Annotated in this window: 27 protein-coding genes and 1 tRNA gene; 9 read left to right on the forward strand and 19 right to left on the reverse strand. The window is 66.7% G+C overall.

Features of this window, described 5'->3' with window-relative positions:
* Window positions 1-8: 8 nt before the first annotated feature.
* Window positions 9-1,418 (reverse strand): helix-turn-helix domain-containing protein, encoded by a 1,410-nt coding sequence (locus BZF61_RS06750; RefSeq protein ID WP_086617939.1) that lies wholly within the window; start codon window positions 1,416-1,418, stop codon window positions 9-11.
* A 143-nt stretch (window positions 1,419-1,561) separates the two neighbouring features.
* On the opposite strand from BZF61_RS06750, the gene BZF61_RS06755 reads away from it, so the two are divergent.
* A complete protein-coding gene (locus BZF61_RS06755) occupies window positions 1,562-2,392 on the forward strand; it encodes a helix-turn-helix transcriptional regulator (protein ID WP_086617941.1) in 831 nt (276 codons plus the stop codon).
* Window positions 2,393-2,554: 162 nt separating this feature from the next.
* Here BZF61_RS06755 and BZF61_RS06760 read toward each other — a convergent pair whose 3' ends face one another.
* The gene (locus BZF61_RS06760; RefSeq protein WP_086618018.1) at window positions 2,555-3,361 is read right to left on the reverse strand and encodes an enoyl-CoA hydratase/isomerase family protein; all 807 of its coding nucleotides are present in this window, start codon (window positions 3,359-3,361) and stop codon (window positions 2,555-2,557) included.
* A gap of 150 nt (window positions 3,362-3,511) precedes the next feature.
* On the opposite strand from BZF61_RS06760, the gene BZF61_RS06765 reads away from it, so the two are divergent.
* On the forward strand, window positions 3,512-4,693 hold the full coding sequence (locus tag BZF61_RS06765; protein ID WP_086617949.1) for an acyl-CoA dehydrogenase family protein: 1,182 nt from the start codon (window positions 3,512-3,514) through the stop codon (window positions 4,691-4,693).
* 119 nt (window positions 4,694-4,812) lie between these two features.
* Here the strand turns inward: BZF61_RS06765 and BZF61_RS06770 are convergent, their stop codons facing one another.
* The 4 genes from BZF61_RS06770 to ispG are packed head-to-tail and all read right to left on the reverse strand — an operon-like array spanning window position 4,813 to window position 8,003.
* The gene (locus BZF61_RS06770) at window positions 4,813-5,775 is read right to left on the reverse strand and encodes a histone deacetylase family protein (protein WP_086618019.1); all 963 of its coding nucleotides are present in this window, start codon (window positions 5,773-5,775) and stop codon (window positions 4,813-4,815) included.
* A 37-nt stretch (window positions 5,776-5,812) separates the two neighbouring features.
* Entirely contained in the window at window positions 5,813-6,358 is a 546-nt protein-coding gene (locus BZF61_RS06775) for a manganese efflux pump MntP (RefSeq protein WP_086617950.1), read from the reverse strand.
* Window positions 6,355-6,858, reverse strand: a complete 504-nt coding sequence (locus BZF61_RS06780) for a thioredoxin family protein (protein ID WP_086617952.1) — start codon at window positions 6,856-6,858, stop codon at window positions 6,355-6,357. The genes BZF61_RS06775 and BZF61_RS06780 overlap by 4 nt, the downstream gene beginning before the upstream one ends.
* Window positions 6,855-8,003: a flavodoxin-dependent (E)-4-hydroxy-3-methylbut-2-enyl-diphosphate synthase gene (gene ispG / locus BZF61_RS06785; protein ID WP_086618021.1), complete on the reverse strand. Its 1,149-nt coding sequence runs from the start codon at window positions 8,001-8,003 to the stop codon at window positions 6,855-6,857. Before ispG ends, BZF61_RS06780 begins: the two co-directional genes overlap by 4 nt.
* A gap of 212 nt (window positions 8,004-8,215) precedes the next feature.
* On the opposite strand from ispG, the gene BZF61_RS06790 reads away from it, so the two are divergent.
* Entirely contained in the window at window positions 8,216-9,154 is a 939-nt protein-coding gene (locus tag BZF61_RS06790; RefSeq protein WP_086617954.1) for an alpha/beta hydrolase fold domain-containing protein, read from the forward strand.
* Here the strand turns inward: BZF61_RS06790 and BZF61_RS06795 are convergent.
* Together BZF61_RS06795 and BZF61_RS06800 are read right to left on the reverse strand one after the other, a co-directional pair.
* Window positions 9,151-10,098, reverse strand: coding sequence for an SDR family NAD(P)-dependent oxidoreductase (locus BZF61_RS06795; protein WP_086617955.1), 948 nt, complete (start codon window positions 10,096-10,098; stop codon window positions 9,151-9,153). The genes BZF61_RS06790 and BZF61_RS06795 overlap by 4 nt on opposite strands.
* Window positions 10,099-10,114: 16 nt before the next feature.
* Window positions 10,115-10,627 (reverse strand): GNAT family N-acetyltransferase, encoded by a 513-nt coding sequence (locus BZF61_RS06800; RefSeq protein WP_086617957.1) that lies wholly within the window; start codon window positions 10,625-10,627, stop codon window positions 10,115-10,117.
* A 74-nt stretch (window positions 10,628-10,701) separates the two neighbouring features.
* On the opposite strand from BZF61_RS06800, the gene BZF61_RS06805 reads away from it, so the two are divergent.
* A complete protein-coding gene (locus tag BZF61_RS06805; RefSeq protein WP_086617958.1) occupies window positions 10,702-11,766 on the forward strand; it encodes an isoaspartyl peptidase/L-asparaginase family protein in 1,065 nt (354 codons plus the stop codon).
* Here BZF61_RS06805 and bla read toward each other — a convergent pair whose 3' ends face one another.
* The 8 genes from bla to BZF61_RS06845 form a co-directional block, all read right to left on the reverse strand.
* Window positions 11,767-12,702 (reverse strand): class A beta-lactamase, encoded by a 936-nt coding sequence (gene bla / locus BZF61_RS06810; protein WP_086617960.1) that lies wholly within the window; start codon window positions 12,700-12,702, stop codon window positions 11,767-11,769.
* Complete coding sequence (locus BZF61_RS06815; protein WP_086617961.1) at window positions 12,699-13,616, reverse strand: RDD family protein; 918 nt, start codon at window positions 13,614-13,616, stop codon at window positions 12,699-12,701. The genes bla and BZF61_RS06815 overlap by 4 nt, the downstream gene beginning before the upstream one ends.
* On the reverse strand, window positions 13,613-14,680 hold the full coding sequence (locus BZF61_RS06820; RefSeq protein WP_086617963.1) for a stage II sporulation protein M: 1,068 nt from the start codon (window positions 14,678-14,680) through the stop codon (window positions 13,613-13,615). Before BZF61_RS06820 ends, BZF61_RS06815 begins: the two co-directional genes overlap by 4 nt.
* The gene (locus tag BZF61_RS06825) at window positions 14,677-16,050 is read right to left on the reverse strand and encodes a DUF58 domain-containing protein (RefSeq protein WP_086617965.1); all 1,374 of its coding nucleotides are present in this window, start codon (window positions 16,048-16,050) and stop codon (window positions 14,677-14,679) included. The genes BZF61_RS06820 and BZF61_RS06825 overlap by 4 nt, the downstream gene beginning before the upstream one ends.
* Before the next feature lie 15 nt (window positions 16,051-16,065).
* On the reverse strand, window positions 16,066-17,028 hold the full coding sequence (locus BZF61_RS06830; RefSeq protein WP_211276727.1) for an AAA family ATPase: 963 nt from the start codon (window positions 17,026-17,028) through the stop codon (window positions 16,066-16,068).
* 5 nt (window positions 17,029-17,033) lie between these two features.
* Window positions 17,034-18,302 carry a DUF4350 domain-containing protein gene (locus tag BZF61_RS06835; protein WP_086617966.1) on the reverse strand — a complete coding sequence of 423 codons (1,269 nt, stop codon included), beginning with the start codon at window positions 18,300-18,302 and terminating at the stop codon, window positions 17,034-17,036.
* The gene (locus BZF61_RS06840; RefSeq protein ID WP_245804533.1) at window positions 18,299-18,883 is read right to left on the reverse strand and encodes a hypothetical protein; all 585 of its coding nucleotides are present in this window, start codon (window positions 18,881-18,883) and stop codon (window positions 18,299-18,301) included. Before BZF61_RS06840 ends, BZF61_RS06835 begins: the two co-directional genes overlap by 4 nt.
* A gap of 181 nt (window positions 18,884-19,064) precedes the next feature.
* Entirely contained in the window at window positions 19,065-19,970 is a 906-nt protein-coding gene (locus BZF61_RS06845; protein ID WP_086617969.1) for a prephenate dehydratase, read from the reverse strand.
* 119 nt (window positions 19,971-20,089) lie between these two features.
* Here BZF61_RS06845 and BZF61_RS06850 point away from each other — a divergent pair, with 119 nt between their 5' ends.
* Window positions 20,090-20,782 carry a c-type cytochrome gene (locus BZF61_RS06850; protein WP_086617971.1) on the forward strand — a complete coding sequence of 231 codons (693 nt, stop codon included), beginning with the start codon at window positions 20,090-20,092 and terminating at the stop codon, window positions 20,780-20,782.
* A 131-nt stretch (window positions 20,783-20,913) separates the two neighbouring features.
* Here BZF61_RS06850 and BZF61_RS06855 read toward each other — a convergent pair whose 3' ends face one another.
* Both BZF61_RS06855 and BZF61_RS06860 read right to left on the reverse strand, forming a co-directional pair.
* The gene (locus BZF61_RS06855) at window positions 20,914-21,579 is read right to left on the reverse strand and encodes an RlmE family RNA methyltransferase (protein ID WP_086617972.1); all 666 of its coding nucleotides are present in this window, start codon (window positions 21,577-21,579) and stop codon (window positions 20,914-20,916) included.
* Window positions 21,576-22,826: a Ppx/GppA phosphatase family protein gene (locus tag BZF61_RS06860; RefSeq protein WP_086617974.1), complete on the reverse strand. Its 1,251-nt coding sequence runs from the start codon at window positions 22,824-22,826 to the stop codon at window positions 21,576-21,578. Before BZF61_RS06860 ends, BZF61_RS06855 begins: the two co-directional genes overlap by 4 nt.
* A 178-nt stretch (window positions 22,827-23,004) precedes the next feature.
* Between BZF61_RS06860 and BZF61_RS06865 the strand changes: the two genes are divergently transcribed.
* Window positions 23,005-23,078 (forward strand) — tRNA-Gln (locus BZF61_RS06865).
* A 123-nt stretch (window positions 23,079-23,201) separates the two neighbouring features.
* Window positions 23,202-23,714 (forward strand): hypothetical protein, encoded by a 513-nt coding sequence (locus tag BZF61_RS06870; protein WP_086617976.1) that lies wholly within the window; start codon window positions 23,202-23,204, stop codon window positions 23,712-23,714.
* On the opposite strand, the gene BZF61_RS06875 is transcribed toward BZF61_RS06870, so the two are convergent.
* Entirely contained in the window at window positions 23,692-24,771 is a 1,080-nt protein-coding gene (locus BZF61_RS06875; RefSeq protein WP_086617977.1) for an IS1595 family transposase, read from the reverse strand. The genes BZF61_RS06870 and BZF61_RS06875 overlap by 23 nt on opposite strands.
* Window positions 24,772-24,933: 162 nt before the next feature.
* Between BZF61_RS06875 and BZF61_RS06880 the strand changes: the two genes are divergently transcribed.
* Both BZF61_RS06880 and BZF61_RS06885 read left to right on the forward strand, forming a co-directional pair.
* The gene (locus BZF61_RS06880; RefSeq protein ID WP_086618288.1) at window positions 24,934-25,233 is read left to right on the forward strand and encodes a DUF6471 domain-containing protein; all 300 of its coding nucleotides are present in this window, start codon (window positions 24,934-24,936) and stop codon (window positions 25,231-25,233) included.
* A 104-nt stretch (window positions 25,234-25,337) separates the two neighbouring features.
* Window positions 25,338-26,168, forward strand: a complete 831-nt coding sequence (locus BZF61_RS06885; protein WP_086617980.1) for a Fic family protein — start codon at window positions 25,338-25,340, stop codon at window positions 26,166-26,168.
* The last annotated feature ends 113 nt before the right edge of the window (window positions 26,169-26,281 follow it).

Raw genomic sequence — 26,281 nt, forward strand, 5'->3', positions numbered from 1 at the left:
GCGGGCGCTCAGCGCATCTGGTAGGGCACCACCCCGCGGCGGAACAGATCGACCGCGATGGTCCGGTCGCTTGGCGGGTAGGCGCGCTGCTCGCAATCGGTTCGCGGGCAAATGCGGCATGACACCCCGATCGGCGTCACTGCCCGTTCGGATTGAAGATCGAGGCCGTCGGCATAGATGAAATCGCCCGCATGCTGCGCCTCGCACCCCAGCGCCACGGCATAGCGTCGCGGATTGCGATCGAACCGACCCGCCGTCTTGACCAGCCCCTTGGCGATCGAGACGTAGCGCACCCCGTCGGGTGTTTCGGCAAGCTGGACGAGGATGCGGTCGGGGATCGCGGCGGCTTCATGCACGATCCACAGCGGGCAGGCCCCGCCGAAGCGCGCGAACTGCAGGCGGGTGGCGCTGTGGCGCTTGGTGATGTTGCCGGCCATGTCGACCCGGCAGAAGAAGATCGGCAGGCCGCGCTCGCCCTCGCGCTGCATGGTCGAAAGCCGGTGGCAGGTCTGTTCGAAGCTGGTCTGGTAATGCAGCGCCAGCCGATCGACATCGTGGCGGAAGGCCCGGGCCGAGGTGCGGAACGCGCCGTAGGGCATCAGCACCGCACCGGCGGCATAATTGGCAAGCCCGATGGTCAGCAGCTCGCGCGCAGCCGCGCTGCGCAGCGCGGCACCCTCGGCAATCGCGCGGATCACCGGGCCCAGCGTGGTCGCGGCGACATGATAGGCGATCTGGAAGCGGATCCCGCTCGCCGGCTGGCCGGAATCGATCCGCAGCACCCGCTCTTTCGCATCGAAGTTGCGCAGTTCTTCGAGCGGGCGGATCTCGACGGCAATGCCGTGCACCTGGGTCAGGTGCCGTTGCAGCGCCTCGGTGGTCGGCACCGCATCCGGGCCCGCGATCAGGCGAGCAAGGCGTTCGGCAGCGCGGTCGATCCCATCGACATAGTTGTTCGACAGGTGGAACCAGTCGCGCACCTCCTCCCAAGGCAGCCGTGCCCCCTGGCCAGTCTCGACTGTCAGCGCCTCATCGACCATCTCAAGGCGCTGGCTGGCGCGGCGGTAGGCTTCATGCAGTTCGACAAAGCGCCGCGCGAAGGCGGGTTGGTGTTCGGCGAGCCGCGCGATCGCGTCGGGCGGCAGGGGGGTATCGAACAGCGGGTCGTTCGCGGCCTCGCGCAGGGCCAGTGTCAGCTGCTCGGCATCCTCGCCGGGGAAGTCCTGCCAGTCGAGCGGGAACAGGCTTGCGATCTGCTCGATCAGGCGCGGCGTGAGCGGGCGGTCGTCGTGTTCGAGCTGGCTGAGATAGGACGGGCTGATCCCAAGCTGCCGCGCCAGATCGGCCTGCCGGAGCTGGCGCCGCTCGCGCAAGGTGCGTAGCTGTGCGCCCGCGAACATCCTTTGACGTTTGCCCATCGGCCACCTCCTGTTTGCAAAGTTCATCTTTGCAAATTTGCAAATTAACATTGGACTGGCCGCGCCCGCTGCGCAAGTCTGCTGATGGGGCGCAGGAGTCGCCGCCGCGCCCGTCCCAGCGATCGCGTGCAGGGAGAACGCCCTTGGCCACCAATGTTCTGGAACTTCGCAGGCCCCAACGACATATCGCGCCCGACCGGCTCGAAGACGCGGTCCGGATTCACGACCGACACGACGTTCGCGGGGCGGCGCTGGCGCTGGAACGCGCCGCGCGCGGCCTCGGACTGCGGATGCTGGTCTGGCACGATCTGGCCACGCTAGAGCCGATGGTCGATGCCGAGGGACAGCCGCTCGACAGCGGCTTGTTCGGCTGGACCGAAGCGGAACTGACCGGCTGGCGCAATTTCGATCGCGCGCTGCGCTCGCCCCTGCTGCGCGTGGCGCGGCTTGCGGGCGGGCCCGTGTGGATCAATCGTCACGGCATCCATGCGCCTCTGATGGATCGCACGCTCGAACGGTTCGCGCTTGATGACTTCGCCGAATCCGCGCCCTTTGCCGCCGCGATCGTCGTGCCGGTGCATCTGCCTTTCGGCCAGATCGGCACCGCGATCCTTGTCAGCACCGATCCGGGCCGCACCGATCTCGCGGCCGAATTCGCCCGCGTCGAGGCGGCGCTGGCCGCGGCCATCTTGCGCTTTGTGTCGGGCTATGTCGCGGTCAGCCGCGACCTGCGCTACCTGCCCACCGACAGCCTGCTCACCAGCCGCGAGATCGAGTGCCTGAGCTGGGTCGCCCACGGCAAGACCGATTTCGAGATCAGCATCATCCTTGGCTGCAGCCACGCCGGGGTGCGCTACCATGTCACGCGCGCCTGCGCGAAGCTGGGTGCGGTGAACCGGGCGCAATCGGTATTCCGCGCGTGCCAGCTGGGCTATCTCGGGCCGACGGCGGCGCGCCCGGCGCGGCAGGACTGACCTGCCCGACACCCGCCGCTGTGCCCGACAGTATGCCTTGCCGCTCCGGCACGGCCTGCGGCGGCGCTCACCCGCCGCCTATCACCCGCCTGCACGTGGCGCAGATTCGCGCCTTGCCGGCGCCGATGGCCCGCCGCGGCGGGTGATGGGCGGCTTCGGGCTTCAGTCGGCAAGGTAGTCGGGACGGCGCTTTTCGAGGAAAGCGCGCATCCCTTCGGCGAAATTGGGGCTGGCGGCGGTCATCAGCTGGTTGCGGTTCTCGATCGCCATGGCGGCTTCGAGACTGGCGGCATCGACCGCCATGTTCAGCCCTTCCTTGGTCATCCTCAGGCCCATCGGCGAGGCGAGCAGCATATCCTCGACATAGGACTGCGCGGCGGCTTCGAGCTGGTCGTCCGGCACCACCTCGCTGACGAGACCCGTGGCGAGCGCGCGCGGGGCGGTGATGAAGCGCCCCGTCAGCATCAGCTCCGAGGCGAGCGACACGCCCACCAGCCGCGGCAGGAAATAGCTCACTCCCATGTCGCAGGCGGACAGGCCGAGGCGGATGAAAGCGGCGTTCATCCGTGCGCTCTCCCCGGCGATGCGGATGTCGGAGGCGAGCGCAAAGGCAAAACCCCCGCCGCAGGCCGCGCCCTGCACGGCTGCGATGATCGGCTGCGGGCAGCGGCGCATCTTGATATAGACATCGGCCAGCAGGCCCTGAAAGCCGAAGCCCCCGCCGAACGGGATCGCCGCCGGATCGCGGCTGCCATGCTCCTTGATGTCGAGCCCCGCGCAAAACGCCCGCCCCGCGCCGCGCATCACCACGATCCGGGTGGCGCGGTCGTGATAGAGCGCGCCGAAATAGTCGTTGAGCTCAACCGCCATTTCGGTGGTGATCGCATTGAGCGCCTCAGGCCGGTTGAGCGTCAGCCAGTCGACCGCCTCGCGCTTTTCCACTGCAATCGTCTTGTACTGCCCTGCCATGCTGTTCTCCGCCACGATCCGGTCTTGTTTTGCAGTGCTTGTAGCGGGAGGAAAGGACAACTTGCTCTAGCAATTCGCGCAGGTGCATCTGCGGGGGCAAGGCGCTTTAGCCGGCGTCGGCAAAAGGGCGAGAAGGGAGCCGGAATTGCAATGACGATCAGCACCGAGGCGCTGGAAATGGCCGCAAGGGTGGAAGCTTTCGTGCGGGAGAAGATCTTCCCCTACGAACAGGATCCCCGCCGCGATCATCACGGCGCGCCAACCGACGAGCTGGTGATGGAAATGCGGGAATTGGCGCGCGCGGCCGGCGTGCTCACCCCGCATATCCGCCCCGACGGCAGCCACTTCAACCAGCGCGAGACGGCGGTCATCCTTACAAAATCCGGGCTAACGCCCTTGGGGATGCTGGCCTGCAACACCCAGGCCCCTGACGAGGGCAACATGTATCTCATCGGCAAGGTCGGCAGTCCCGAGCTCAAGGAACGCTTCCTCGAACCGCTGGTCGCGGGCCGCGCGCGCTCGGCCTTCTTCATGACCGAGCCGGCGCAACTGAACGGCGCAGGCGCGGATCCTTCGATGATGATCACCACCTGCCGCAAGGACGGCAACCACTGGGTGATCAACGGCAGGAAGTGCTTCATCACCGGGGCCGAGGGCGCCAAGGTCGGGATCGTGATGGCCAAGTCCGAAGACCCCGACAGCGCGGGCGGGGCCTGCATGTTCCTTGTCGATCTGCCCGATCCCGCAATCCGGATCACCGCCGTGCCCAACACCATCGACAGCTCGATGCCCGGCGGCCATGCCGAAATCACCATCGACAATCTGCGCGTGCCCGCCGACCAGATGCTGGGCGAGGCGGGCGAGGGGTTCAAATATGCCCAGATCCGCCTGTCGCCGGCGCGCCTGTCGCACTGCATGCGCTGGCTAGGCGGCTGCATCCGCGCACAGGAGATCGCGGTCGATTACGCCAACCGCCGCATGGCCTTTGGCAAGCAATTGATCGATCACGAGGGCGTGGGCTTCATGCTCGCCGAGAACATGATTGACCTCAAGCAATGCGAGCTGATGATCGACTGGTGCGCGGGCGTGCTCGATACGGGCTCGCTGGGCACGGTCGAAAGCTCGATGACCAAGGTCGCCGTGTCCGAGGCGCTGATGCGCGTCGCCGACAAATGCGTGCAGGTGATGGGCGGCACGGGCGTGACCGACAAGACCATCGTCGAGACGATGTTCCGCGAAATCCGCGCCTTCCGCATCTACGATGGCCCGACCGAGGTCCACAAGTGGAGCCTCGCCAAGAAGCTGCGCCGCGACTGGAGGGCGGGGCAATAGGCTCCGCCATTCCGCCGCCAGCGAGGCCGGGGCAATGGCGCGAGGGGATGTGACGGTCGGGCCTTCGCCTTTCCTGCGCGGGCCTGGGCGGCAAGCATGGCCTGCCTCCGGGACGACCCCTATGGCCTGTCGAAAGCCGCCGTACCCGACCCGCCGCCCGCGGCCGGCTGGAGTCTGGCACCTGCGGTGGCCCGGCATGCTTGCGGCAAAGGCCAGCGCCCATTTTCGTCCGCCATCGTTAGCATCGAGGCGGCATGGCGTGCGGCGACGACGCGCGGATCATCGCCATAGCCGCCCCCCAGGGCGCTGGCGACGGGCAGCTGACGCGCCCGGCACGAAGCGATGACGAAGCGATCGCGCAGCGCCAGCCCGGCATCGCTCAGGCCCAGCCGCCCGAGCTTGTCCTCGGCGTGCGGATCGACCCCCGCCTGATAGAGCACGAAGTCGGGGGCGAAATCGGCGAGAACCTCCGGCAGGTGGCGGGTGAGGGCTTCCATGTAGCCGTCATCATCGACCCCGTCCGGCAGGCCGACATCGCGGCTCGATCGCGCCTTCCTCACCGGAAAATTCTTCTCGGCATGGAGCGAGAGGGTAAAGATCTCCTCGCGCCCGGCGGTGAGGCTGGCGGTGCCGTCGCCCTGATGCACGTCGAGATCGACGATCAACACGCGGGCCGCCTGGCCTTCGGCGATCAGGCGATTGGCGGTGACGGCAAGATCGTTGAACACGCAGTAACCCGCGCCGGTATCGTAGAGCGCATGGTGGCTCCCGGCGGCGGAGTTGGCGGCATAGCCGTGCGCGCGGGCAAGCTGCGCGGCGAGCCATGTGCCGCCATTGGTATGGCGCACGCGCGAGGCGATCGCGGGGCTGACGGGAAAGCCGATCCGCCGCTCCTTTTCGCGCGGGACGGCGGCGCGCAGCACCTGATCGACATAGTCGGGGCAATGCACCGCTTCGAGCCATTGCCGCGGCATCGGCTCGGGAGCGTATTCGGTGATCGGCGCTCCGCTCCGGCGCAGCTCCTCCATGACGAGATAGTATTTGTCGAAGCGGAAGGTGCCGCGCTCCGGCCTCGGCGCCATGTAGTCGGCGTGGTGGACGACGTGGAGCATCGCCGCGTCAGAGGTATCCGGTGTGCTGGCCAAGGATCTTGCAGCCCAGCGCGATCAGGATCACCCCGCCCGCGCGCTCGGCCCATTCGCCCAAGCGGTCGCCTGCAATCCGACCCAGCGCCACCCCCGCACCGCTCATGGCGGCGGTGATGAGGCCGATCAGCGCCGCGGCCAGCAGCGGCTTCACCGCGAGCGTCGGCAGGGTGATCCCCGCCGCCAGCGCATCGATGCTGGTGGCGACGCCGGCCAGCAGCAGCGCCCGGCCCGTCAGGGCGTGCGCGGCTTCTTCCTCCTCGCCATGGCCGCCCAGCATCCGCACCCCGAGGAAAGTCAGCAAGCCGAAGGCGATCCAGTGATCGACCGCCTCGATATAGATCTGCGCCGCCGCGCCGACCACCCATCCAGCGAGCGGCATCAGCGCCTGAAACCCCCCGAAAGTGAGCGCAATCGCCAGCCCGCCGCGCCAGCCGGGCCGGAACTTGGCGCCCTGCGTGAGCGCCACGGCAAGGGCGTCCATCGCCAGCGCGAGTGCGAGCAGGAGCGCTTCGATCATGGCGTCGGCCGCCGGGCCAGCGCGGCAAGCTCGGCGTAGATCGCCTCCTCGCTGCGGCTGGCGGCGTTGCGCCAGCTGGCCGCCGTATCGAGGTTGACCGGCTTGCCCTCGGCCGTAAGCACCAGTAGCGCCGGGGTGCCCCTCAGCTCGGCAAGGCCGAAGCGGCGGGCGATGTCGAGATTCACGCCCTCGCCGGTCTGCGGCACGCCGACATTGACGAAGACGAGTTCATAATTTTCCGCCACCAGCGCGGCAAAGCGCGCCGTTGTGAGCCATCCGGCGAGCGCGGTGCTGTCATGGCACCAGTTGGCGCCCAACACCAGCAGCACCCGCTTGCCCTCGGCCGCAGCGCGCGCAAGGGCGGCATCGACCTCGCCGCCGGCATTGGCCGCGGCATCAAAGCGCAGCGCCTGCGGCCCGTGCGCCTTGAGCACGGGCGCGCCCGTCGCGCAGCCGGCCAGCGCAAGCGCCAGACACAGGGCGAGACAGGCGCGGATCACTCGGCTGCTTCGGCGGGGGTCGCATGGGGATCGAAGGCGGTTGCCTCGCCGCGCTCGATCGCTGCGGCCTTTTCCTCGACCAGTTTGACGATGTGTTCGAGCATCGCCTCGTCGTCGATGGCGTGGGCCTTCACACCCGACAGGTAAACCATGTGCTTGCCGTTGCCGCCGCCGGTGAGGCCGATATCGGTCTCGCGCGCTTCGCCCGGGCCATTGACGACACAGCCGAGCACCGAGAGGCTCATCGGCGTTTTGATGTGTTCGAGCCGCTTTTCGAGAATCTCGACCGTGCGGATCACATCGAAGCCCTGACGCGAGCAGGAAGGGCAGGATACCACCCGCACACCGCGGGTTCTCAGGCCCAGTGCCTTGAGCATCTCGAAGCCGACCTTGACCTCCTGCTCCGGCTCGGCGGAAAGGCTGACGCGGATCGTGTCACCGATCCCGGCCCACAGCAGCGAGCCGATGCCGATCGAGGACTTGACCGTGCCGCCGATCAGCCCACCGGCCTCGGTAATCCCCAGATGCAGCGGGCAATCGACCGCTTCGGCAAGGCCCATATAGGCCGCGACCGCAAGGAACACGTCGGAAGCCTTCACCGCCACCTTGAACTCGTGAAAATCGTGATCCTGCAGCAGCTTGATATGATCCAACGCGCTTTCGATCAGCGCTTCGGGGCAGGGCTCGCCATATTTCTCCAGCAGGTCCTTCTCGAGGCTGCCGGCGTTGACCCCGATGCGGATCGCGCAGCCATTGGCCTTGGCCGCGCGCACCACTTCGGCGACGCGGTCGGCCGAGCCGATATTGCCCGGGTTGATGCGCAGGCAGGCCGCGCCCGCGTCGGCCGCTTCGAGCGCGCGCTTGTAGTGGAAATGGATGTCGGCGACCACCGGGATCCGCGCGGCGCGGGTGATCTGCCTGAAGTTCCTGGTCGACTCCTCGGTCGGGCAGGACACGCGGATGATGTCCGCCCCCACCTCCTCGCAGCGGCGGATCTGGTCGATCGTCGCCTTCACGTCCTCGGTCGGCGTGTTCGTCATGGTCTGGACGGTGATCGGGGCATCACCGCCGACCGGAACATTGCCGACCATGATCTGGCGGCATTTGCGGCGTTCGATATTGCGCCAAGGACGGATGCTGGACATGGCCATGCATATAGCCGCGCGGCCGGAGCGGAGCAATCACCCGCGCGGCGGAAGATGTAACCCTGTATCTGCCGAATCGCGCGTCGGGCAGAGCGGGCCAAGACCACGCTGGCCGGCTTTGGGCGCTGCCAGCCGGGACGCAGCAGGTCCCTTGGCGAAAGGCTTGACTTGCCCGAGCCGCGCGCCAGTCTGCCGGTCAAGAGGGAAAGATCATGCTGACCGACAACACCGCCGAACTGCGCAGCCCCAGCCCGAGCCTCGCGCTGCGGGCGGTCAAATGGCTGATCGGCAAGCGCCCGCCGGTGTTCCCGCATGATGCCGAGGGCTTTGCCAAGGCGATGACGGGCCGCGCACTGCCCGAAGACGCGCCGATGCCTGCGCGTTTCCGCCGCCGCTTCATCGTCGAGGAACAGGCGGTGCAAGGCCAGAAGGTGGTGACGCTCCACCCCAGATCGGGCCCCGCGCCCTGGCACATGCTCTATTTCCACGGCGGCGGCTTCGTCCAGCCGATGTTCGCGGTGCACTGGCCCCTGATCGCCGCGATGATCGCGCGCTGCGGCATCAGCGTCACCGTGCCGCTTTATGCGGTGGCACCCGAAAGCCCGCACAGCGCGCAGGAGGCACTGGCCGACGCGGTCTATGCCGGGCTTGCCGCGAAGCACGATCCGGCGCGGATCATCCTCAACGGGGATTCAGCGGGCGGTCACATGGCGCTGGCGCTGGCGCTGCGGCTGGTGCGTTCGGGTGGCCCGCTGCCGGGCAAGCTCGCGCTGTTCGCCCCGTGGCTCGATCTGACGCTGGCCGATCCGGCGATTGCCGCGATCGAGCCGCATGACCCGATGCTCAAGATCGGCACGCTGCGCGCCTGCGGGGCGCTGGTGGCGGGCCCGCGCGATCCGGCCAGTGCCGAGCTCAGCCCGCTCTACGCCCCGCTTGCCGAATTGGCACAGCTGCCGGCCACGCGCATCTGGACCGGGCGGCACGACCTGTTCATCGTCGATTCGCGCACCTTCGCCGCAAGGCTGCACGCCGCCGGAGCCGACGCGAAACTCTACGAATACGAGGGCGCGCCGCACGTGTTCATGGCGATCACCCTGACCCGCGAGGCGAAAGACGTTTTCGCGCTGCTGAAGGCATTTCTCGCCAGCTAGGCGTAGCGTGCCCCGGTGAGTTCCTCGCTCAGCGTCCACAGCTTGTCGGCGGTGACGGGATCGAGCGCGTAGGAGCGCACTCCGCTGTTGGTCGAAACGTCGTCAACCTCGGCCACGTGGCAGTCCTCGCAATAGACCCCGCCCTTGCCTTCGATCTGCGGCGCGGTCGCGGCCCAGCAGCTGGTTGCCGCGCCCTGCGGGATGGTTTTCCAGGCAAATCCACGGTCGCCGCTGGTGACCCGCGCCATCAGCGCGGCCGCCATGTCCTCGCTCAAGTGGCGGCCGAGATTGGTCTGGATGCCGCCCGGATGCACCGCATAGGCATGGATGCCGCGCGCCCCAAGCCGCGCTTCGAGGCCGACCGTGAACAGGATATTGGCGGTCTTGGAACGGCCGTAGCCTTCCCATGGATCATAGGGGCGGGCCTCGAAATGCGGATCATCGAGGTTGACCGGGGCAAAGAAGTGGCCGCGGCTTGAGAGATTGACGATGCGTCTTGCGCTGCCCGCCTCGATTAGCGGCAGCAGCTCCGCGGTCAGCGCGAAATGGCCGAGATGGTTGGTGCCCAGCTGCATCTCGAACCCATCGGCGGTGCGGGTGAACGGGCAGGCCATCACCCCGGCATTGTTGATGAGCAGGTCGATCTTCGCCAGCCGCGCGCGGGCTTCGGCCCCGCAGGCGCGCAGCTGCGCCAGATTGCCGAGATCGCAGATGATGGTGTCGATCTGCGCGTCGGGCACGCGGGCGCGGATCGTCGCCAGTGCGGCATCGAGCTTGGCCTGATCCCGCCCCGCCATCATCACCTGCGCGCCCTTGGCCGCCATGGCGCGCGCGGTCTCCTGCCCCAGCCCCGAATTGGCCCCGGTGACGAACACCGTCAGGCCCGTCAGGTCCTTGTCCGCGAGCACCTCGTCGGTGGTGCTGCTCCAGCCGAAGGCGCCCATGTCTGTGTGCCCCGCTTTACAGTTTCCGTTCGTAGAGGAATTCCGGATCGTAATGCTCACCCACCCGGAAGGTGATGTCGGCGATCTTGCCGAAGCCGTAGCGCTCGTAGAAGCGCTGCGCGCCGTAGTTTTCCGAATAGACGCTGAGCAGCATCGCATCATGCCCGCCCGCGCGCGCCTGTTCCAGCGCCCAATCCATCAGCTTCGCGCCGATGCCCTGGCCGGTATGGCTTGGCAGGGCATAGAGCTGGCCGAGTTCGAGCGGGTTCCGCGCATCGCTGAGCGCGGCGTATTGGCTCGGGTAGCGCAGCTTGCAATAGGCGACGAGTTTGCCTTCGTGCTCGACGAGGCGATGGGTGCATTCATTACCCGCAATCTCTTCGGCAACGGGGCGGGGAGAGTGCACCTGCGCGAGGAAGGCGGCGAGGTTTTCGGGCGTGTAGAGGTGGCCGAAGGCGGCGATGAAGGTTTGCGCGCCGAGCGCGGCAAGCGCGGGGGCATCGGCGAGCGTGGCGGGGCGATAGATCATGTCCCCATCCTTAGTCCTTCGGGTGCGTGCTGTTAAGCTGGCGAAACGGTCAGCGCCGCGTTACAGCTTGACCCATGAAGAAACCCATCGCCGCACTCGCGCTCGCCCTCATGTCCCAGTCAGCCCTTGCCGGGGAAGCGCCCAAATGGTCGATCGCGATCCATGGCGGCGCGGGCACGCTCGATCCCGTGCAGATGACGCCCGAGCGCCGCGCCGAATACGAGGCCGCGCTCCAGCAGGCGCTCGATGCCGGGGCCAAGGTGCTGGCCGAGGGCGGCAGCGCGATCGATGCGGTCAAGGCCGCGATCATCCCGCTGGAGGATTCGCCGCTGTTCAACGCCGGGCGAGGTGCAGTATTCACCTGGGAGGGGACCAACGAACTCGACGCCTCGATCATGGACGGGCGCGATCGCAGCGCGGGCGCAGTCGCTGGGGTGAAGACGGTCAAGAACCCGATCCTGCTTGCCGACACGGTCCGCACCGATAGCGAGCACGTGTTCCTGATCGGCGCGGGCGCCGAGGCCTTTGCGCTGGAAAAGGGCTTTGCCGTCACCCCGCCCGAATATTTCGCCACGCCAGCGCGGCGCGAGGCGCTGGAGCGGATGAAGGCGGAGAAGCTCTCGGCGCTCGATGTCGATTTGAAGTTCGGCACGGTGGGCGCGGTGGCATTGGACCAGAACGGCAACCTTGCCGCGGGCACCTCGACCGGGGGGATGACCGGCAAGCGCTGGGGCCGCGTCGGCGATGCGCCGGTGATCGGCGCGGGGACCTATGCGGACAACCGCGCCTGCGCGGTCTCGGCGACGGGCTGGGGCGAATATTTCCTGCGCGTCGGCGTGGCACACGAGATCTGCGCGCGGCTGAGGGCGACCAGAGAGGTCGATGCGCTGATGGCCGATCCGGCCGCAGCCGATGACGCCATGCCGGCCGAGGTGGCGCAATACATCGCCGATGCGGTGATGGCCGACGTCAAGCAGCTGGGCGGCGATGGCGGGGTGATCCTCGTCACGCCCGAAGGTCATGCGCTCTTCAGCTTCAACACCACCGGCATGTATCGCGGCCGCGCAACCAGTGCGGGCGTCAAAGAAGTGGCGATCTTCGGGGGCGAGGAGAGGGCGTCGAACACGCCCGATCATTGATCAGTAAAGCTTGCCCACCAGCGGCAGGCCGCGCTCGCGTTCGGCGAATTCCTTGATCACCCGGCCCACGCGGGCCAGCGTCGTCTCGCCGCTGGCGAGCATCTCGTCCTCACGCTGGCGCGCGCGGAAATAGCAGGCGAAGGTGATCGGCGGCTCGCCCTTCGGCCCCTCGGCAAAGCCGATGTCGATATAGTTGTATTCGCTGGTGCCGAGGAGGCCGCTGGTGCCGGTCTTGTCGCCGGCGATCCAGCCTTGCGGCAGCCCGGCGCGCACCCGCCGTGCGCCGGTCCGGGTCTCGATCATCCAGCCTTTCAGCTCGGCCCGCTCCTTTTCCGGCAGCACGTCGCCATAGATGATCCGGGCGACATTGCGCGCCATCGCGGCAGGGGTGGTGGTGTCGCGGAACTCGCCGGTGGGCACGTTGTTGAGCGCCGGCTCGTAGCGATCGGCCCGGCTCACCTCGTCGCCGATGGAGCGCCAGAAGGCGGTCAGCGCCACCGGACCGCCGAGTTCGCGCAGCAGGATGTTGGCCGCCGGATTGTCCGAAGTGGTCTGCGCCGCCCGCGCCAATTCGCGCAAGGTGGCCCCGCTTGCCATGCGCTCGCGGGTGAAGGGGGCGTAGGGAAGCATATCCGCCTCGCTCCACATCACGTCGCGGTCGGCATCGATCAGGCCCGCCGCATGGCGCTGGAGCAGCAGCGCGGCGAGGCTGAACTTGAACGAGGAGGCATGGCCGAAGCGGCGGTCCTGATTGAGGCCAACCGAGGCGCCGGTGACGGTGTTGAACAGCGCGACCCCGAGCGTGCCATTACCCGCCGCCTCGATGATCATGAGTTCCGCCGCCAGCCGCCCGGCCGGGCTCTGATCGGGCGGGATGCAGGCCGATGCGCCGAGCGCGAGGCTGCCGCCGAGGAAAAACCGCCGATCCATTCTCATGAGAACTTGTCCGCCTTGCGTTTGCCGAAGCGCATGTCGCCTTCGAGCTTGGCGCGCAGTTGCGCATAGAAGGCTTCGAGGAAAGCCCTTTCATCGCCCGCGCCCGGGTTCCAGCCGATCTTGCGGCAGATCGTCGCATGCACGGCTGCGAGCGCCTCTGGCGGGGCATCGCGCAGCATCTGCTCGAGCGTCTGCAATTCCTTCTCGCCATAGATCGACAGCTCGGCCTCGCCGAAAGCGTAGCGCGCCCCTGTGACCGCGCTCGCCCCCTGCGCGGCGGCCGCGCCCTGTGCCGAGAGCGCCGCGGCGAGCTTGGCGCGGGGGCGCTCGATCACCCATGTCCCGGCGACGATGTCGCCCGCACGCAGGGCATCGCGGTTGAAAAAGGGCAGCAGCAGGAACAGCGCGAACCACCCGGTCGCCACCCATGGCAGCGGGCCGATATCCTCATCGCCGGCATTCATCACCAGCAAGGTGAGGATCAGCACGATCGGATAGAACAGCTCGATGTCGCGGATCAGGTTGCGCGCGATCACCGCTTCGGGCGCGAGCGACCCGCCGCTGCGCGCCGCGATGCGGATGCCGACGATGCGCTTGCCCAGCGTCGCGCCGCGCGGGCCGAGTTCCTGCACCAGGAAATAGCCGTACCACGCGGCGAAATAGACGATCACCAGCACGATCAGCAGAAATTCCTGCGCCCCGCGCGGCGCGGCAGAGGGATCGAGCGCGGTGCCATCGAGCAGCCCGCCCGCGATCCCTTGCACCAGCAGCTGGAACAAAGCCATGCCGAAGCCGAGAAGCATCAGATCGAGCATCAGCGCCCCCGCCCGGCTCCCGCGCGAGGCGAGCCTTACCGGAAGGGCGAGACCTTCGGGGGTGAGGATCACGCGGGCGCGCTTGTCGGTGGCGTTCATCCGCCGTCTCCGGGCTGGCGGGCCGGGCGGTAGAGGAAGAAATAGGCCAGCCAGAAGGTCAGCATCATCCCCCCGATCATCAAGCGCGCGCCGGCCCCCTCGACCAGCTGGCGCGGGAAGGCTTCGAGCAGCGCGGCGATGATCATCATGATCACCACGCCGACCATCACCACCGCCCCGCGTTGCCCCGCCTCGGAAGCGGCGGCGAGCACCGGACGCGCGCCCGGAAACGCCATGTTGCGCCCGATATGCAGGCCCGCCGCGCCCGAGAGCAGGATGCCGAAGATCTCGGTGGTGCCGTGCACGCTCAGCCACGCGGCCAGTTCCAGGGTCAAGCCCTGCCCGTTGAACAGCCACAGCATCGCGCCCAGCAACGCCATGTTGTGCACCAGCAGCATCAGCGTGGGGACGCCGAAGGCAAAACCCAGCGCGAAGGCCAGGATGCACACCGCCGAATTGTTGCTGAACAGCTGCGCGGCGAAGGTGGAAAGGCCGGCCGTGCTGTCCTCGGTGGCGAGCGATTGCAGCAGCTCCTCGCGGCTGGCGCCGGGCACGCGGGTGTCGATGAAACTGCCGGGGACAAGCCGGTAATACCACGCCTCGTCCTGGGCCACGAGCAGCCAGCCCACCACGCTGCCCGCCACCATCACGAACAGGGCGATGCAGATGTCGAGCCAGATCGCGCGCACTGCCCGGCTCCAGCCGCCCAGCAGGAAGTCGCGCAGCCAGCCGGCAAAGCCGCGCCGCGGGCCATAGACCTGAAACCAGGCGCGCTGCACCAGCGCTTCGAGATAGGCGAGGGTGGCGGCATCGAGCGAGGTCTCGCGCGCCACCGCAAGGCTCGATACCGCAGTGCGATAGAGCGTCGGCAGGGCGAGCAGATCCGCGTCGGCGATGCGCCTCAGCCCGCCTTTCTCCATCCGCGCGACGATTTTTTCCAGCCTGCGCCATTCGCCCTCGCGCTCCAGCCGGAAGCGGTCGGAACGCAGCGTGGCGCTGGCGATGTCGGGCGGCGCGGCAATCGCGCCGCGGCCGAACCATGACGCGAGGATCGGGGCCTTCATCCGATCGCCTCGCTGTTCTTGATCAGGACATAGCGGTCGATCAGCTGCGGGCCGATCTTCTCCCATGGCGCCTCGATCACGTCGATCCCCATGCGCCGCAGCCGCTGGAGCACCAACCGGCGCTGCTGGCTGAGGCTGTCGGCAGTCACCGCTTGGGCGAGCGTGGCGATATCTATGGGCGGGGCAGCGATCTGCGCCTCGATCTCGGCATCGGCCATGGTGACGAACAGCACCAGGTGCTTGTTCGCCAGCCGCCCGAGGCTTTCGACCATCAGTTCGGCCGCGGTGGGATCGGTGAAATCGGAAAACACCACCACCAGCGAACGGCGTTTCAGCTTGGCGGTGAGGGTCGCCAGGGCAAGGGTGAAATTGGGCTCGGCGGCTTCGTAGTCGAGGCCCGCAGCGGCGCTCTGCAAGCGGTGGAAGGCGCGCGTATCGGTGATGAAGGGGGTAAAGAGCTGCGGGTGGCGGGCAAAGCCGAACAGCGCGCACTTGTCCCCGCCCTTCAAGGCGACATAGGCGCAGGTGAGCGCAGCACTGACGGCGCGGTCGATGCGCGGCAAGCCGTCCACCGGCTCGCACATCGCCTGCCCGCAATCGAAGGCGAAGACGATCTGGTTGTTGCGCTCGCTCTCGTTCTCGCGGGCGTAGAGCCGGGTGTGACGCGCGCTCGCCTTCCAGTCGATCCGGCGGCGATCCATGCCGGGCTCGTATTCGGACAGGGCCTCGAACTGCGTGCCCTCGCCCCGGATGCGCCGCGCGATGAGGCCGGTCTGGGCGTTGCGCAGGAAGGATTGCAAATCCTTGGAACGCACCGGCGAAAGATCAGGCCATACCCGCACCACCTGATCGAGCGGATAGGACACCTGCCGCGCGCCGAGGCCGAGCGGTCCCTCCCAGCGCAGCCACGCCTTGGTCAGGCGGGCCGTGCCGCGGCGGGTGGCGGTGATCGGCGTCGCGCCGCGCCAGCCGGGGGCGTCGGTCTGCGGCGCGAGCGTCAGGCTCACCTGCCCGCCCGGTGCCAGCCGCGGATCGGTCGCGAGCGCGGCGCCGACCACCCGCCGCCGCCCGCCGGCAAACTGCGCGCTCACCGCAAGCGGGGCCGGCTGGCCGACCTCGACATCGGCGGGCGCATGGATCGCCCAGCCCTGATTGCGCCCGGCCAGCAGCGCATCCCCCATCACCAGCACCAGCAGCACGCCGCCCAGCACCGGCGCGGCGACCCATGCCCCCGGCGCCGTCGCCGCGATCACCAGCGCCACCGGGGCGAGCGCAGCGGCGAGCCAGGCCGCGCGCTCGGTCGGCACGAGCGTCACCAGGCGGGCAAGCGGCGAGAGGAGCGTCGCCAGCAGGCGAAAGGGCGCGGCCATCTTGCTGGCCCGCCGTTACCTGGGCGCCTCGGTGCTCTCGACCAGTTCGGCGACCAGCGCCTCCAGGTCGCGCCCTTCGATCTCGGCGGCGGGCGAAAGCGTCAAGCGGTGCCGCAGCACCGGCACGGCGAGCGCCTTCACATCGTCGGGAATGACGTAATCGCGCCCCTCCAGCGCGGCGCGGGCACGCGCGGCTCCGGCCAGCAGCACAGCGGCGCGCGGGGATGCGCCTACGCCAAGCTCGGCATGATCGCGGGTCGCGCGCACCAGCCGCACGACATAGGCGGTGATTTCGTCGGCCACTGTGACCTGCGCCAGCGCGGCGCTGGCGGCGTTGATCCCGGCGGCGTTGGTGACCGCCTGCACCCCGAGATCGGCGGGGCGCTGCGGGCCGGAGCGCTGGCCGTAGCGCGCCACGATCCGCACTTCCTCCGTCTCGTCCGGATAGGGCGCCAGCAGCTTGAACAGGAAACGGTCGAGCTGGGCCTCGGGCAGGGGATAGACGCCTTGGTTCTCGATCGGGTTCTGAGTCGCCACCACCATGAAGCTGTCGGCGAGCGGATAGGTCTCCCCGTCGAGCGTCACGCGGCGTTCCTGCATCGCTTCGAGCAGCGCGGCCTGGGTCTTGGGCGGGGTGCGGTTGATTTCGTCGGCCAGCAGCAGATCGCAAAAGATCGGCCCGCGGGTGAGGGTGAACTGGCTGGTCTGGAAGTTGAACAGGTTGGATCCGAGAATATCGCCCGGCAGCAGATCGGGGGTGAACTGGATGCGTCCGAAATCGAGGCCCAGCGCGGTGGCGAAGCTCTGCGCGAGGAAGGTCTTGGCGGTGCCCGGCGGGCCTTCGATCAGCACATGGCCTTGCGTCAGCAGCGCCACCAGCAGCATGTCGACCATGCCGTCCTGCCCGACGATCGCCTTGGCGATTTCGGCGCGAATGGCGTCGGCAAGGGTGCGAACGTCGGAGAGGCTGATGGTCATCGGGGTCACTTTCCCTGGTGCGATAGCTTGGTGACAAGATCGTCGAGCGCCTGCGCGGCGGCAAGGATGTCGGCCGGCTTTCCGGCCGCTTCGAGCCGCGCGGCGCGGCGGCTGAACGGCTCCACCAGCGGCAGGCGGCGGGCGAGCGCTTGGTCGAGCGCGTCCGGATCGGGCCGCGCCAGCCCCAGCCGCTCGGCCAGCCGGCGCGCCGAGAGCGCGGCATAGGGCGCGCCCAGCAGGTGGAAGCGCCGCGCGCGCAGAATCAACCCCGCGCCATTGGCGATCAGCCGCGCTTTGCCGAAAGCAATCGCCGGACCGCCCTCAGCCGCCGCCCCGCCAAACCGCTTGAAGGCGCGCCAGCCGATGATGACCAGCGCCAGCAGCAGGCACAGGGTCGCGGCGAGGAAGGGCGGGCGCAAGGCCAGTGTCAGCAAGTTCTCGGATGGTCCGAAGCCGTTGAGGGTGAGATCGAAGGTGATCTGATCGATCGCGCCGCCTTGGGTCGCGGCATCGATCAGCGCCAGCGCGGCAGCGGCGCGCTGCCTGTCGGCAAGGCCGTAATTATTGGCGAGATCGGGTTCGGCGAGGAACACCGTCCAATGGGTGTTCGCGCGGACATCGGTGCCCTCCTCGTTCCCCACCCGCATCGCCAGCACCCGCCCCGAGCCATCGCCCACAAGCTGTGTCTGGCCTTGCCCGATCACGGCGTGCGCCACCTTTGCGGTCGGCAGGCTGCCGGTAAGGCCCAGCCCGTTCCAGCGCGCGCGGCGATCGTGATCGAGGATGTCGAGCTTGTGGGTGAAGCCATAGGGCCCAGGCAGCAGCTTCGGCCAGTCGGTGGCGAAGGCGTCATCGAGGATCACCCAGCCCGGCTTGAACCTCTCGCGCACTGCGCTTGGCAGGACTTGCGGCGGGCCAAGCGCGCTCCATTTCGGCAGGATCACCAGCGTCGGGCCGATGTTCTCGCGCTTTTCGAGAATCGCGCCGATCTGCTGCGCATCGGCGTCAGGCGGCGGGGTAAGCACCAAGAGGCCGTCGGTTTCCAGCCCCGCCGGGCTGCGCGAGCGGACCGCGTCATAGCCGCTCGCCGCGACCAGCCGCACCAGCCCGGCATAGCCGTTCAACCCCTTGGCGGCGGCATGGGCCTCGCCGTTGTTGCCACCGCCGACCCCCTCGCCCGCGCCGATCAGCCAGATCAGCGCAAGGAACAGCGCGAAGCCGCCAAAGATCAGCCCGAAGGCGCCGCCGCGCGAGAAGGCCGGATCGCCGCTCATGCCGGGCGCCCCTGCCCGTCGAGCCGGGCGAGCGCGAAATCGGCATAGGCCGCGCGAGCGGCTTCCCAATCCGCCCGGTCGAGCGCGCGCAAGGCGAACAGGCTGCGCTCGACCCGCTCGGCGATGATGCGCAAGGCGGTGCGCGCGCCGTCGGGCAGGGCCGGCAGCGCGGCGAGTTCGCGCGCGGTGCTCGAGGGTTCGACCCAGTCGGGCCGGGCAGTGGCGAGCTGGCCGACCGAGCGCTGAAGCAGCAGGCGGGTCGCCTCGTCGAAGCGACCCTCGGCCGCGAGCCGGTCTGCATCTTCCAGCAGCGCGAGGCCGGCGGCGGTCTCGGGCCGCCATTCCTCCGCCATCGCGTCCTCGGCCTTGCGCTGCCGCTGGAAGCCGGGGCCGAACATCCGCCACAGCAGCAGCGCCACGAAGCCGGCCAGCGCGGCCAGCAGCACCCATTGCAGCCACCACCACGCGCCGCCCAGCACCCGCCCGAGGGGGGCGAACAGTTCGGCCAGCGCGCCGAACATCTCGGCCAGCATGCGCTCGAACCAGGTCGGTTCGGGCGGCTTGATTGGGGGAATGTCCACCGGGGCGAACTGGAGATCGCCATCCTCCCGCAGCGCTTGCCACGCATCGGCGCCCGGGGCGGGTGATGCGCCTGAATCCCCTGCGGATCCGATGCGAGGGTTGTGCACCGCTGCACTCATGCTGCGACGGTGGTGGCATGGCGCGCGTGCGCGCGCAACCAGGAAACGCTGGCCCTTGGCGCTAACCGCGCGCGCGGGCCTGTTCGTAGGTGCCCAGCAGGCGCAATTCCTTGGAATGGAACGCGCATTCCTCCAGCGCCCGGTCCACCGCCGGATCGCCCGGCGCGCCGATGATGTCGGCATAGAAGGTGGTCGCGGCAAAGCTTGCGCCCTGCTGGTAGCTTTCCAGCTTGGTCATGTTGACCCCGTTGGTGGCGAAGCCGCCCAGCGCCTTGTACAGCGCGGCGGGGATGTTCTTCACCTCGAAGATGAAGGTGGTTATCACCGGCTTGCCCGCGAGGGCCGATGGTGCGAGCGGCTCCTGCGCGAGAATCACGAAGCGCGTCATGTTATCGGCGCTGTCCTCGACATTGTCCTCGATGATGGTGAGACCATAGAGTTCCGCCGCGATCGCGGGGGCGATCGCCGCCACTGCCGGGTCGCCGCGTTCGGCGACATAGGCCGCCGCGCCCGCGGTATCGGCATGGCTGAGCGGCACGATCCCGCGTTCGCGCAGGAAGCGGCGCGATTGGCCAAGCGCCTGCGGGTGGCTGTAGGCCGCCTCGAACCGGCGTCCCGGCGTGTTCTCCCCCAGCGCCATCAGAGCATGGTGGATCGGCATGAAATATTCGCCGACGATGCTCAGCCCGCTTTCGGGCAGCAGGAAGTGGATATCCGCCACCCGCCCGTGTTGCGAATTCTCGATCGGGATGATCGCGTGACCGGCGCGCCCGTCCTTCACCGCGTCGAGCGCATCCTCGAAGCTGAAGCAGGGCAGCGGCATGAGATCGGGGCGGGCCTCGGTTGCGGCCCGGTGCGAATTGGCGCCGGGCGAGCCCTGGAAGGCAATCGCGCGCGCGGGATCGGCGGCGGCAGCCGCACGCATCCGGTCGACGATGGCGAGCGCAGGAGCGGGAAAGGAGCGCATGACGGCCTGCCTGCTAAAGGCCGGCGCACGGGCGCACAAGCCCGCTTGCAAAAGGGGCAAGAATTCGTGCCACCTTGTGACTTGCGCGCCCGCGAGCGCGACACTATGGGCCTCGCTCGATGACACAGGACAATTCTTCACAGGGGCAAGCCGGCGTCCGGAGTGGTGGCGGCGATCTGTTCAACACCGCCGCGGGCTGGGTGCTGTTCTCGGCCGGCCTCGGGCTGGGTCTCATGATCCTCTCCGGCAAGTTTTTCCACGGCGACAAGCCGCAGCGGCCGGAAAAACTCGGCTACGTGATCGAAGGCGCGGTCGATGAATCCTCAGGCCCGGCGGAAATGTCGATTGCCGATGCGCTCAACGCCATGCCGGCGGCCGATCTGATTGCGGCCGGGCAGAAGGCCTTTTCCAAGTGCCAGAGCTGCCACACCGTCGATCCCGGCGGCGCCAACGGCATCGGTCCGAATCTGGCCGGTGTGATGGGCGGCCCGGTCGCGGCCAAGGGCGGCTTTGCCTACAGCCCCGAACTCAAGGCGGTGGGCGGCACCTGGGACTGGGACAAGATGAACACCTGGCTCAAGAACCCCAAGGCCATGGTCTCGGGCACCAAGATGAGCTTTGCAGGCCTCTCGAAGGTTGAGGATCGCGCGGCGATCGCAGCCTATCTCAACTCGATCGGCGCCAACCTGCCCTTCCCGGCAGCAGCGGCCCCTGCTGCTGCGGCCGAAGGCGAAGCGGCCGCCGCCGAGGGCGAGGCCGAGGCGGTCGCAGAGGCACAAGCGGGCACCGATCCGGCAGTAGCCGCCGAATAACCGGAGCGGAGCAATCCCGGCGCGCCGCGACGCACACACGCCGCGCGCCGGACTCGCGCAAGCGCCGCAGCGGGTGACAGTGCAGCCGGCCGCGCATGGGCGAGGCCCTCGGCAAAGCCTGAAGCACGCGGCTATCCGCGCCCCTTGAATTTCTGCGCCACCACATACCATTCCGAGGAATCCTTGCGGCTGGCCGGTGGCTTGGCGTGCTTGACCGAAGCGAAGTGCTGCTTGAGCAGGGCAAGCAGCGCGGTATCGGTCCCGCCCGCGAGCACCTTGGCGACGAAGGCCCCGCCTTCGCCGAGATTTTCCACCGCGAACCACGCCGCCGCCTCGACCAAAGCCATGGTGCGCAGGTGATCGGTCTGCTTGTGGCCGACGGTATTGGCGGCCATGTCCGACAGGACGAGATCGGGCGGCCCGCCGAGGGCTGCGGTGAGCAGGGCCGGGGCCTTGTCGTCCATGAAATCCATCTGCAGGATCGTCACGCCCTCGATCGGGTCGACCGGCAGCAGGTCAATCCCCACCACTTCGGCGCCCGGCTTTTTGGCGCGCACCACCTGCGTCCAGCCGCCCGGCGCGATGCCGAGATCGACCACCCGCACGGCGCCCTTGAGCAGGCCGAACTTTGCGTCCAGTTCGATCAGCTTGTAGGCCGCACGGCTGCGATAGCCCTCGGCCTTGGCCCGCCGGACATAGGGATCGTTGAGCTGGCGTTCGAGCCAGCGCACCTGGCTCGCGGTGCGGCCCTTTGCGGTCTTGACGCGCCTGGAGATGGTCTTGCCTGCACGGCTCATCTGGCGGACTTTCGGGAACGCTGCTGCTGGAGCGTGCGCAAGCTGCGCTCGGAGCGGCGTTCGGCGGCCATCAGGCTTCTGAGGATACCCTCGCGGATGCCGCGATCGGCCACGCCCAACCGCCGCGCGGGCCACAGGTCGAGAATCGATTCGAGGATCGCGCAGCCCGCCACCACCAGATCGGCGCGGTCCTGCCCGATGCAGGGCAGGCTGGCGCGTTCGTAGGGGGTCATCACGGAGAGCCGCGCGGAAATCTCGCGCATCGCCGGCGCAGGCACGATCAGCCCGTCGACAGCGCGCCGATCATAGCTCGGCAGTTCGAGATAGAGGCTGGCAAGCGTCGTCACCGTGCCGCTGGTGCCGAGCAGGCGGATATCGTCCATCGCCGCAGCCTCGGCGACGCGCGCGGCAAAGGGGGCAAAGCTGCTGCTCACCAGCTCGCGCATCCTGACATAGCGGGCGAGGCGCGCGTCCTCGCCTTCCTCGCTCTCGGCGACGGTGTCGGTCAGCGAGACCACTCCCCAGGGTACCGACTGCCAATCAAGAATGCGTGGCACGCGGCTTGCTTCGGGCCCGCCGGCTTCGACCAGCACCAGTTCGGTCGAACCGCCGCCAATATCGAAGATCATCGCCGGGCCGTCGCCGGCTTCGAGCAGGATGTGGCAGCCCAGCACCGCGAGGCGGGCTTCCTCCTCGGCGCTGATGATGTCGAGCACGATACCGGTCTCGCGGCGCACGCGCTCGATGAAGGCAGGGCCATTGGCGGCGCGGCGGCAGGCCTCGGTCGCAACCGAGCGGGCGAGGCGGACATTGCGGCGCTGGAGCTTTTCGGCGCAGATGGAGAGCGCGGCGAGCGTGCGGTCCATCGCCTTGTCGGACAATCGCCCGGTCGTCGCCAGCCCTTCACCCAGCTTCACCACCCGGCTGAAAGCGTCGATCACGGTGAAGTCGTGGCCCGAAGGGCGGGCGATCAGCAGCCGGCAATTGTTGGTGCCGAGATCGAGCGCGGCATAGGCCTCGCCCGGATGGCTCTGGCGCAGCGCGCCGATGGCGTCGAGATCCTGCCCGCGCCGCACGGGCGCCTTGGCCGGGGCAGGCCGCGCGCCATTGTTCCGGCCGTCGCGGCCGGGCTTGCGCGGATCGGGCTGAGGGGGGCGCGTGTAGCGGAAATCGGCTACCTTGCCGGACTTTGCGCCCCGTTTCTTGTCAGCCCTGGCATTTCTGTCCGGCGGCGTGGTTTCCGCCATATTCCGTGTTCATCCAAATCACCACTGCGCGCAAAGCGGCGCAGGGCACCTGAGGCCAAGCTAACCCAAGCGGGGCGACAGAGCAAGCTGGCCACGCAAGACGCGCTTGACCTTGCGCGCGCATGAAACTAGGGAGCGCCCACGCCAACACCCCGGGCACCGCCCGCGCAATGGCCCTTGCCCCGTCCTCTAATGGTAAGAGAGCGGACTCTGACTCCGTCAATCAAGGTTCGAATCCTTGCGGGGCATCCAGCCATTCGGTATTATGGCGCTGAGGAACTAACTCTGCCTGTTTCCACAAGAACCTATGATCTGTGGAGTTTTCCTGAGGCCGGACGATTGATCCGGGAAACACTAGGCGCCTAAGCTCGGGCTATGGGTCTGACAAATCTCAAAGAAAACCTTCAGCGAAAGTTCGCCGACTGGCTTGGCGAGCAGAAGGATCTCGAAAAGCACATCGCAGATGTGACGGCAGCCTATGAGGCGCTGGGCGATAAGCGCGAGCGGCTTGAGACGGTCGAAGCCCTTCTCGCGAGCACCAAGGTGATCATGAAGGAAATCGCTCCACACTGGCGGCCGGAATCGGTCCGGCCGAGCCGCAGGAACGCGATGAAGCTACCTTTCAAGCCAGGTGAAGTGACGCGCATGGCATTCGACGTCATGCGGCGAGAAGCTCGGCCGATGGGGTCGAGGGAGATTTCGGAGCTGGTGGTTGCAGAAAAGGGTCTTGATCCTTCGGATCGAATGCTGGTCGATCAGGTCAAGATCGCGGTCGATGCAAGCCTGAAAACCAAGAAGGGCGAGTATGTCGATCACCATGGTGAGCGATACAGCCGAACCTGGTTCATCATTCAGGATGGCCGGCCTACACCGCCGTCCGGCCAGTGAGGTATGCGATCGCATCGTCATCCTGGTCGTTTGCTGGTCCTGACGAATTGCCATTGCCTGAAGGCTTGCCCTTGCGTCCCTGCCAGTAGCCAACAAGCGTCTTCGAAGGTGGGGCCTTTCCGACTGCGCTAATCATCATGGCAGCCTGTTCGCCATTCGAGACACGCCGGTTCTGTTCCTTCCAGGCAAGTTCCATCGCGTAGCGGTGCAAATGCGCTCCCGAGATATGTTTGTGGACGCCGCGCTCAGCGCTGCGCATCCGCTCGAAGAAGCTCTCCGCCATGTTGGTGCAGGCACCATCGTGCGAGAAATGCTCCGAATGGTTGATCCGCTTGGTCTCGAACAGCAGCTGAAGCGGCTCCCATTGAGGGCTCATATCAGCGTGGACGATCGTATCTGGCAGGAGGATGTCGCGAGCGATCGGGATTGCGTCTCCCTCCTTCGGGAGCAGGAACGTGCGCAGTTTGCCGGTCTTGCCGGTCTCCGGGTCATCCCTCTCGCGCATGACGACGATGAGCTTCTGCCGCTTCTTGGCCGCCGCCTTGTTTTTCCTCTTGAACTCCTCCCACAATTTCTTGCTGTTCGGGAGCCTCGGCATGCTGCCGCCAAACACCGCGCCATCGATCTCTACGACACCCGCAAGCTGAGCCGTTTCCTCGTTCTGACCCAGAGCGTCTCTGACCTTCTGCAAAAGCACCCAGGCGGATTTGTAGCTGATGTCCAGCTCGCGAGAGAGCCGACAGGCTGACACGCCCATCACACCATTCGCGAAGATTACGCAGGCCGCCAGGATCTTGCGGAAGGAGAGCTTGCGATCTTTGAAAATGGTCTCGCTCGTGAGCGAAAAGGACTTGCGGCATCCCTTACAGCGCCACTTCCTGTCATCTTCGAGTTCCCAGTGATCGAGGCCGCCGCAGTGAGGGCAGATCGGCTTGCCGCCATTCGCATCCCACATGATCCGCTTGAGCTTGGCGTAGGCGCGCTTCTCCGACATCGAGGCAACGGACAGGATACTGACCGATCGCGCCTGTGGAGAAAGGAGAAAGTGCTGCGCCATGAAATGTGATGCTCTACGTCATCACATATGATGATGTTAATCATTTGTCCAGTGGAAATATCCAAATTTGATGATGCCCGCCATCGTTTTGCGTGACGGCGTCCTTTGCGATTCTGGTCGGCTCTCCTACAAGAGGCAGAGAGTCAGCTTGGAGTGCGCAGAGTGTCGAGTGACGAGAAGATCTGGGAAGAGCTGTCAAAGAACACCCTGCGGGGTGCCATGATGAGCAAAGGCGTATCCTATGCCGCTCTGGCAGAGCGCCTGTCGGCGATTGGCGTCGAGGACAACGAGCTCAACCTGCGCAACAAGGTCAGCCGGGGCAGGTTCACTGCTGTGTTCCTAATGCAATGCCTTCACGTGCTCGGGGCAGAGTGGATCCATCTCCCCAAGAATCTTGAAGACGGTGCCGGCAAGCACGGCGCGCAGTCCTTGGCAAAGAAGGCGCCGCCGACCTCCATCTAGAATTCCATTGCATTCCAATAGGGCTGCTATTCTCCATGGCAAAATAATCACTATAATGATATATATATCGCTCAACACGCTAAATTTGAATGTAGGAGCATTTGATGGAAAAACTTCAAAATCAGATCGCTCTTCTGAAGGATGAGCTCAACTCCCTCAAAGGTGACCGCAAAGAGTTTCTGACAGACGATCAGCAACTCTTGAAGGATATCGAGCTTACTTACACTTCTAACGCAATCGAAGGTAATACTCTTACTCTTGATCAAACTTCAGAGCTGATTCAACATGGCATAACAGTCGGCGGCAAAAAGCTCGATGAGCATCTGGAAGCCAAGGATCATTATGACGCCTTGGTATGGATGCGAAGCGTGGCATCCTCTGATAATCCAATCGGCGAAAAGACCATCTTGGAGCTCCACCGCCGCATCGTGGCTAGCAGCCGCAAGGAAATTGCGGGAATGTATAGCCAGTCAGCGCGCCGGATCTACGGATCGGATGTAATCTTTCCCAATCCGTTAAAGATCCCAACTTTGATGGAGAATTTAGGGCGCGAACTGTCATCTTCGTCGAACACTCCCGCTGAAGCGTTTAGCTTCCACCATCGGCTGGTGTCGATTCATCCATTTGATGATGGGAACGGACGCACGGCACGTCTCCTTATGAATATGATTCTGCTAAGGGGAGGCTATGTTCCCGTCACGATCGGCCCCGAGCAGCGGAGCGAATACCTTTCAACGATACGTGAGGCTCAGATCAACGGCGATGCTCAAGCCCCGGCTTTCCAAGAGTTCATGCATCTCAGGCTGATCAAGAACATGCAGGAATACATAGAGGTTCTACGAGAAGGCAAAGAGGGCAGAGAGAGGCAACAGTCCTCTGCACTGACACCGGAGCAACTCGCATTCCTCCACAGGAACCGCGGCCCAGGAATTTGATGCCTCCCAAAGGCTCACGACGTCTAGAGAAAACCCAGCACTATCTTCATCTGATTTAATCGAAGAATCAGTTACTTATGGATGAGTTAGTTCCTCAGCGTCATAATACCGCA

The organism is Erythrobacter tepidarius, from assembly GCF_002155695.1.
Classification (GTDB): domain Bacteria; phylum Pseudomonadota; class Alphaproteobacteria; order Sphingomonadales; family Sphingomonadaceae; genus Erythrobacter; species Erythrobacter tepidarius.

Excerpts from the sequence above, each read along its gene's own strand:
- BZF61_RS06750 (WP_086617939.1), bottom strand. The coding sequence starts at position 1,418 with ATGGGCAAACGTCAAAGGATGTTCGCGGGCGCACAGCTACGCACCTTG.
- BZF61_RS06760 (WP_086618018.1), bottom strand. The coding sequence starts at position 3,361 with ATGGCAGGGCAGTACAAGACGATTGCAGTGGAAAAGCGCGAGGCGGTC.
- BZF61_RS06765 (WP_086617949.1), top strand. The coding sequence starts at position 3,512 with ATGACGATCAGCACCGAGGCGCTGGAAATGGCCGCAAGGGTGGAAGCT.
- BZF61_RS06770 (WP_086618019.1), bottom strand. The coding sequence starts at position 5,775 with ATGGCGCCGAGGCCGGAGCGCGGCACCTTCCGCTTCGACAAATACTAT.
- BZF61_RS06775 (WP_086617950.1), bottom strand. The coding sequence starts at position 6,358 with ATGATCGAAGCGCTCCTGCTCGCACTCGCGCTGGCGATGGACGCCCTT.
- ispG (WP_086618021.1), bottom strand. The coding sequence starts at position 8,003 with ATGTCCAGCATCCGTCCTTGGCGCAATATCGAACGCCGCAAATGCCGC.
- BZF61_RS06790 (WP_086617954.1), top strand. The coding sequence starts at position 8,216 with ATGCTGACCGACAACACCGCCGAACTGCGCAGCCCCAGCCCGAGCCTC.
- BZF61_RS06795 (WP_086617955.1), bottom strand. The coding sequence starts at position 10,098 with ATGGGCGCCTTCGGCTGGAGCAGCACCACCGACGAGGTGCTCGCGGAC.
- BZF61_RS06800 (WP_086617957.1), bottom strand. The coding sequence starts at position 10,627 with ATGATCTATCGCCCCGCCACGCTCGCCGATGCCCCCGCGCTTGCCGCG.
- BZF61_RS06805 (WP_086617958.1), top strand. The coding sequence starts at position 10,702 with ATGAAGAAACCCATCGCCGCACTCGCGCTCGCCCTCATGTCCCAGTCA.
- bla (WP_086617960.1), bottom strand. The coding sequence starts at position 12,702 with ATGAGAATGGATCGGCGGTTTTTCCTCGGCGGCAGCCTCGCGCTCGGC.
- BZF61_RS06815 (WP_086617961.1), bottom strand. The coding sequence starts at position 13,616 with ATGAACGCCACCGACAAGCGCGCCCGCGTGATCCTCACCCCCGAAGGT.
- BZF61_RS06820 (WP_086617963.1), bottom strand. The coding sequence starts at position 14,680 with ATGAAGGCCCCGATCCTCGCGTCATGGTTCGGCCGCGGCGCGATTGCC.
- BZF61_RS06825 (WP_086617965.1), bottom strand. The coding sequence starts at position 16,050 with ATGGCCGCGCCCTTTCGCCTGCTGGCGACGCTCCTCTCGCCGCTTGCC.
- BZF61_RS06830 (WP_211276727.1), bottom strand. The coding sequence starts at position 17,028 with ATGACCATCAGCCTCTCCGACGTTCGCACCCTTGCCGACGCCATTCGC.
- BZF61_RS06835 (WP_086617966.1), bottom strand. The coding sequence starts at position 18,302 with ATGAGCGGCGATCCGGCCTTCTCGCGCGGCGGCGCCTTCGGGCTGATC.
- BZF61_RS06845 (WP_086617969.1), bottom strand. The coding sequence starts at position 19,970 with ATGCGCTCCTTTCCCGCTCCTGCGCTCGCCATCGTCGACCGGATGCGT.
- BZF61_RS06850 (WP_086617971.1), top strand. The coding sequence starts at position 20,090 with ATGACACAGGACAATTCTTCACAGGGGCAAGCCGGCGTCCGGAGTGGT.
- BZF61_RS06855 (WP_086617972.1), bottom strand. The coding sequence starts at position 21,579 with ATGAGCCGTGCAGGCAAGACCATCTCCAGGCGCGTCAAGACCGCAAAG.
- BZF61_RS06860 (WP_086617974.1), bottom strand. The coding sequence starts at position 22,826 with ATGGCGGAAACCACGCCGCCGGACAGAAATGCCAGGGCTGACAAGAAA.
- BZF61_RS06870 (WP_086617976.1), top strand. The coding sequence starts at position 23,202 with ATGGGTCTGACAAATCTCAAAGAAAACCTTCAGCGAAAGTTCGCCGAC.
- BZF61_RS06875 (WP_086617977.1), bottom strand. The coding sequence starts at position 24,771 with ATGGCGCAGCACTTTCTCCTTTCTCCACAGGCGCGATCGGTCAGTATC.
- BZF61_RS06885 (WP_086617980.1), top strand. The coding sequence starts at position 25,338 with ATGGAAAAACTTCAAAATCAGATCGCTCTTCTGAAGGATGAGCTCAAC.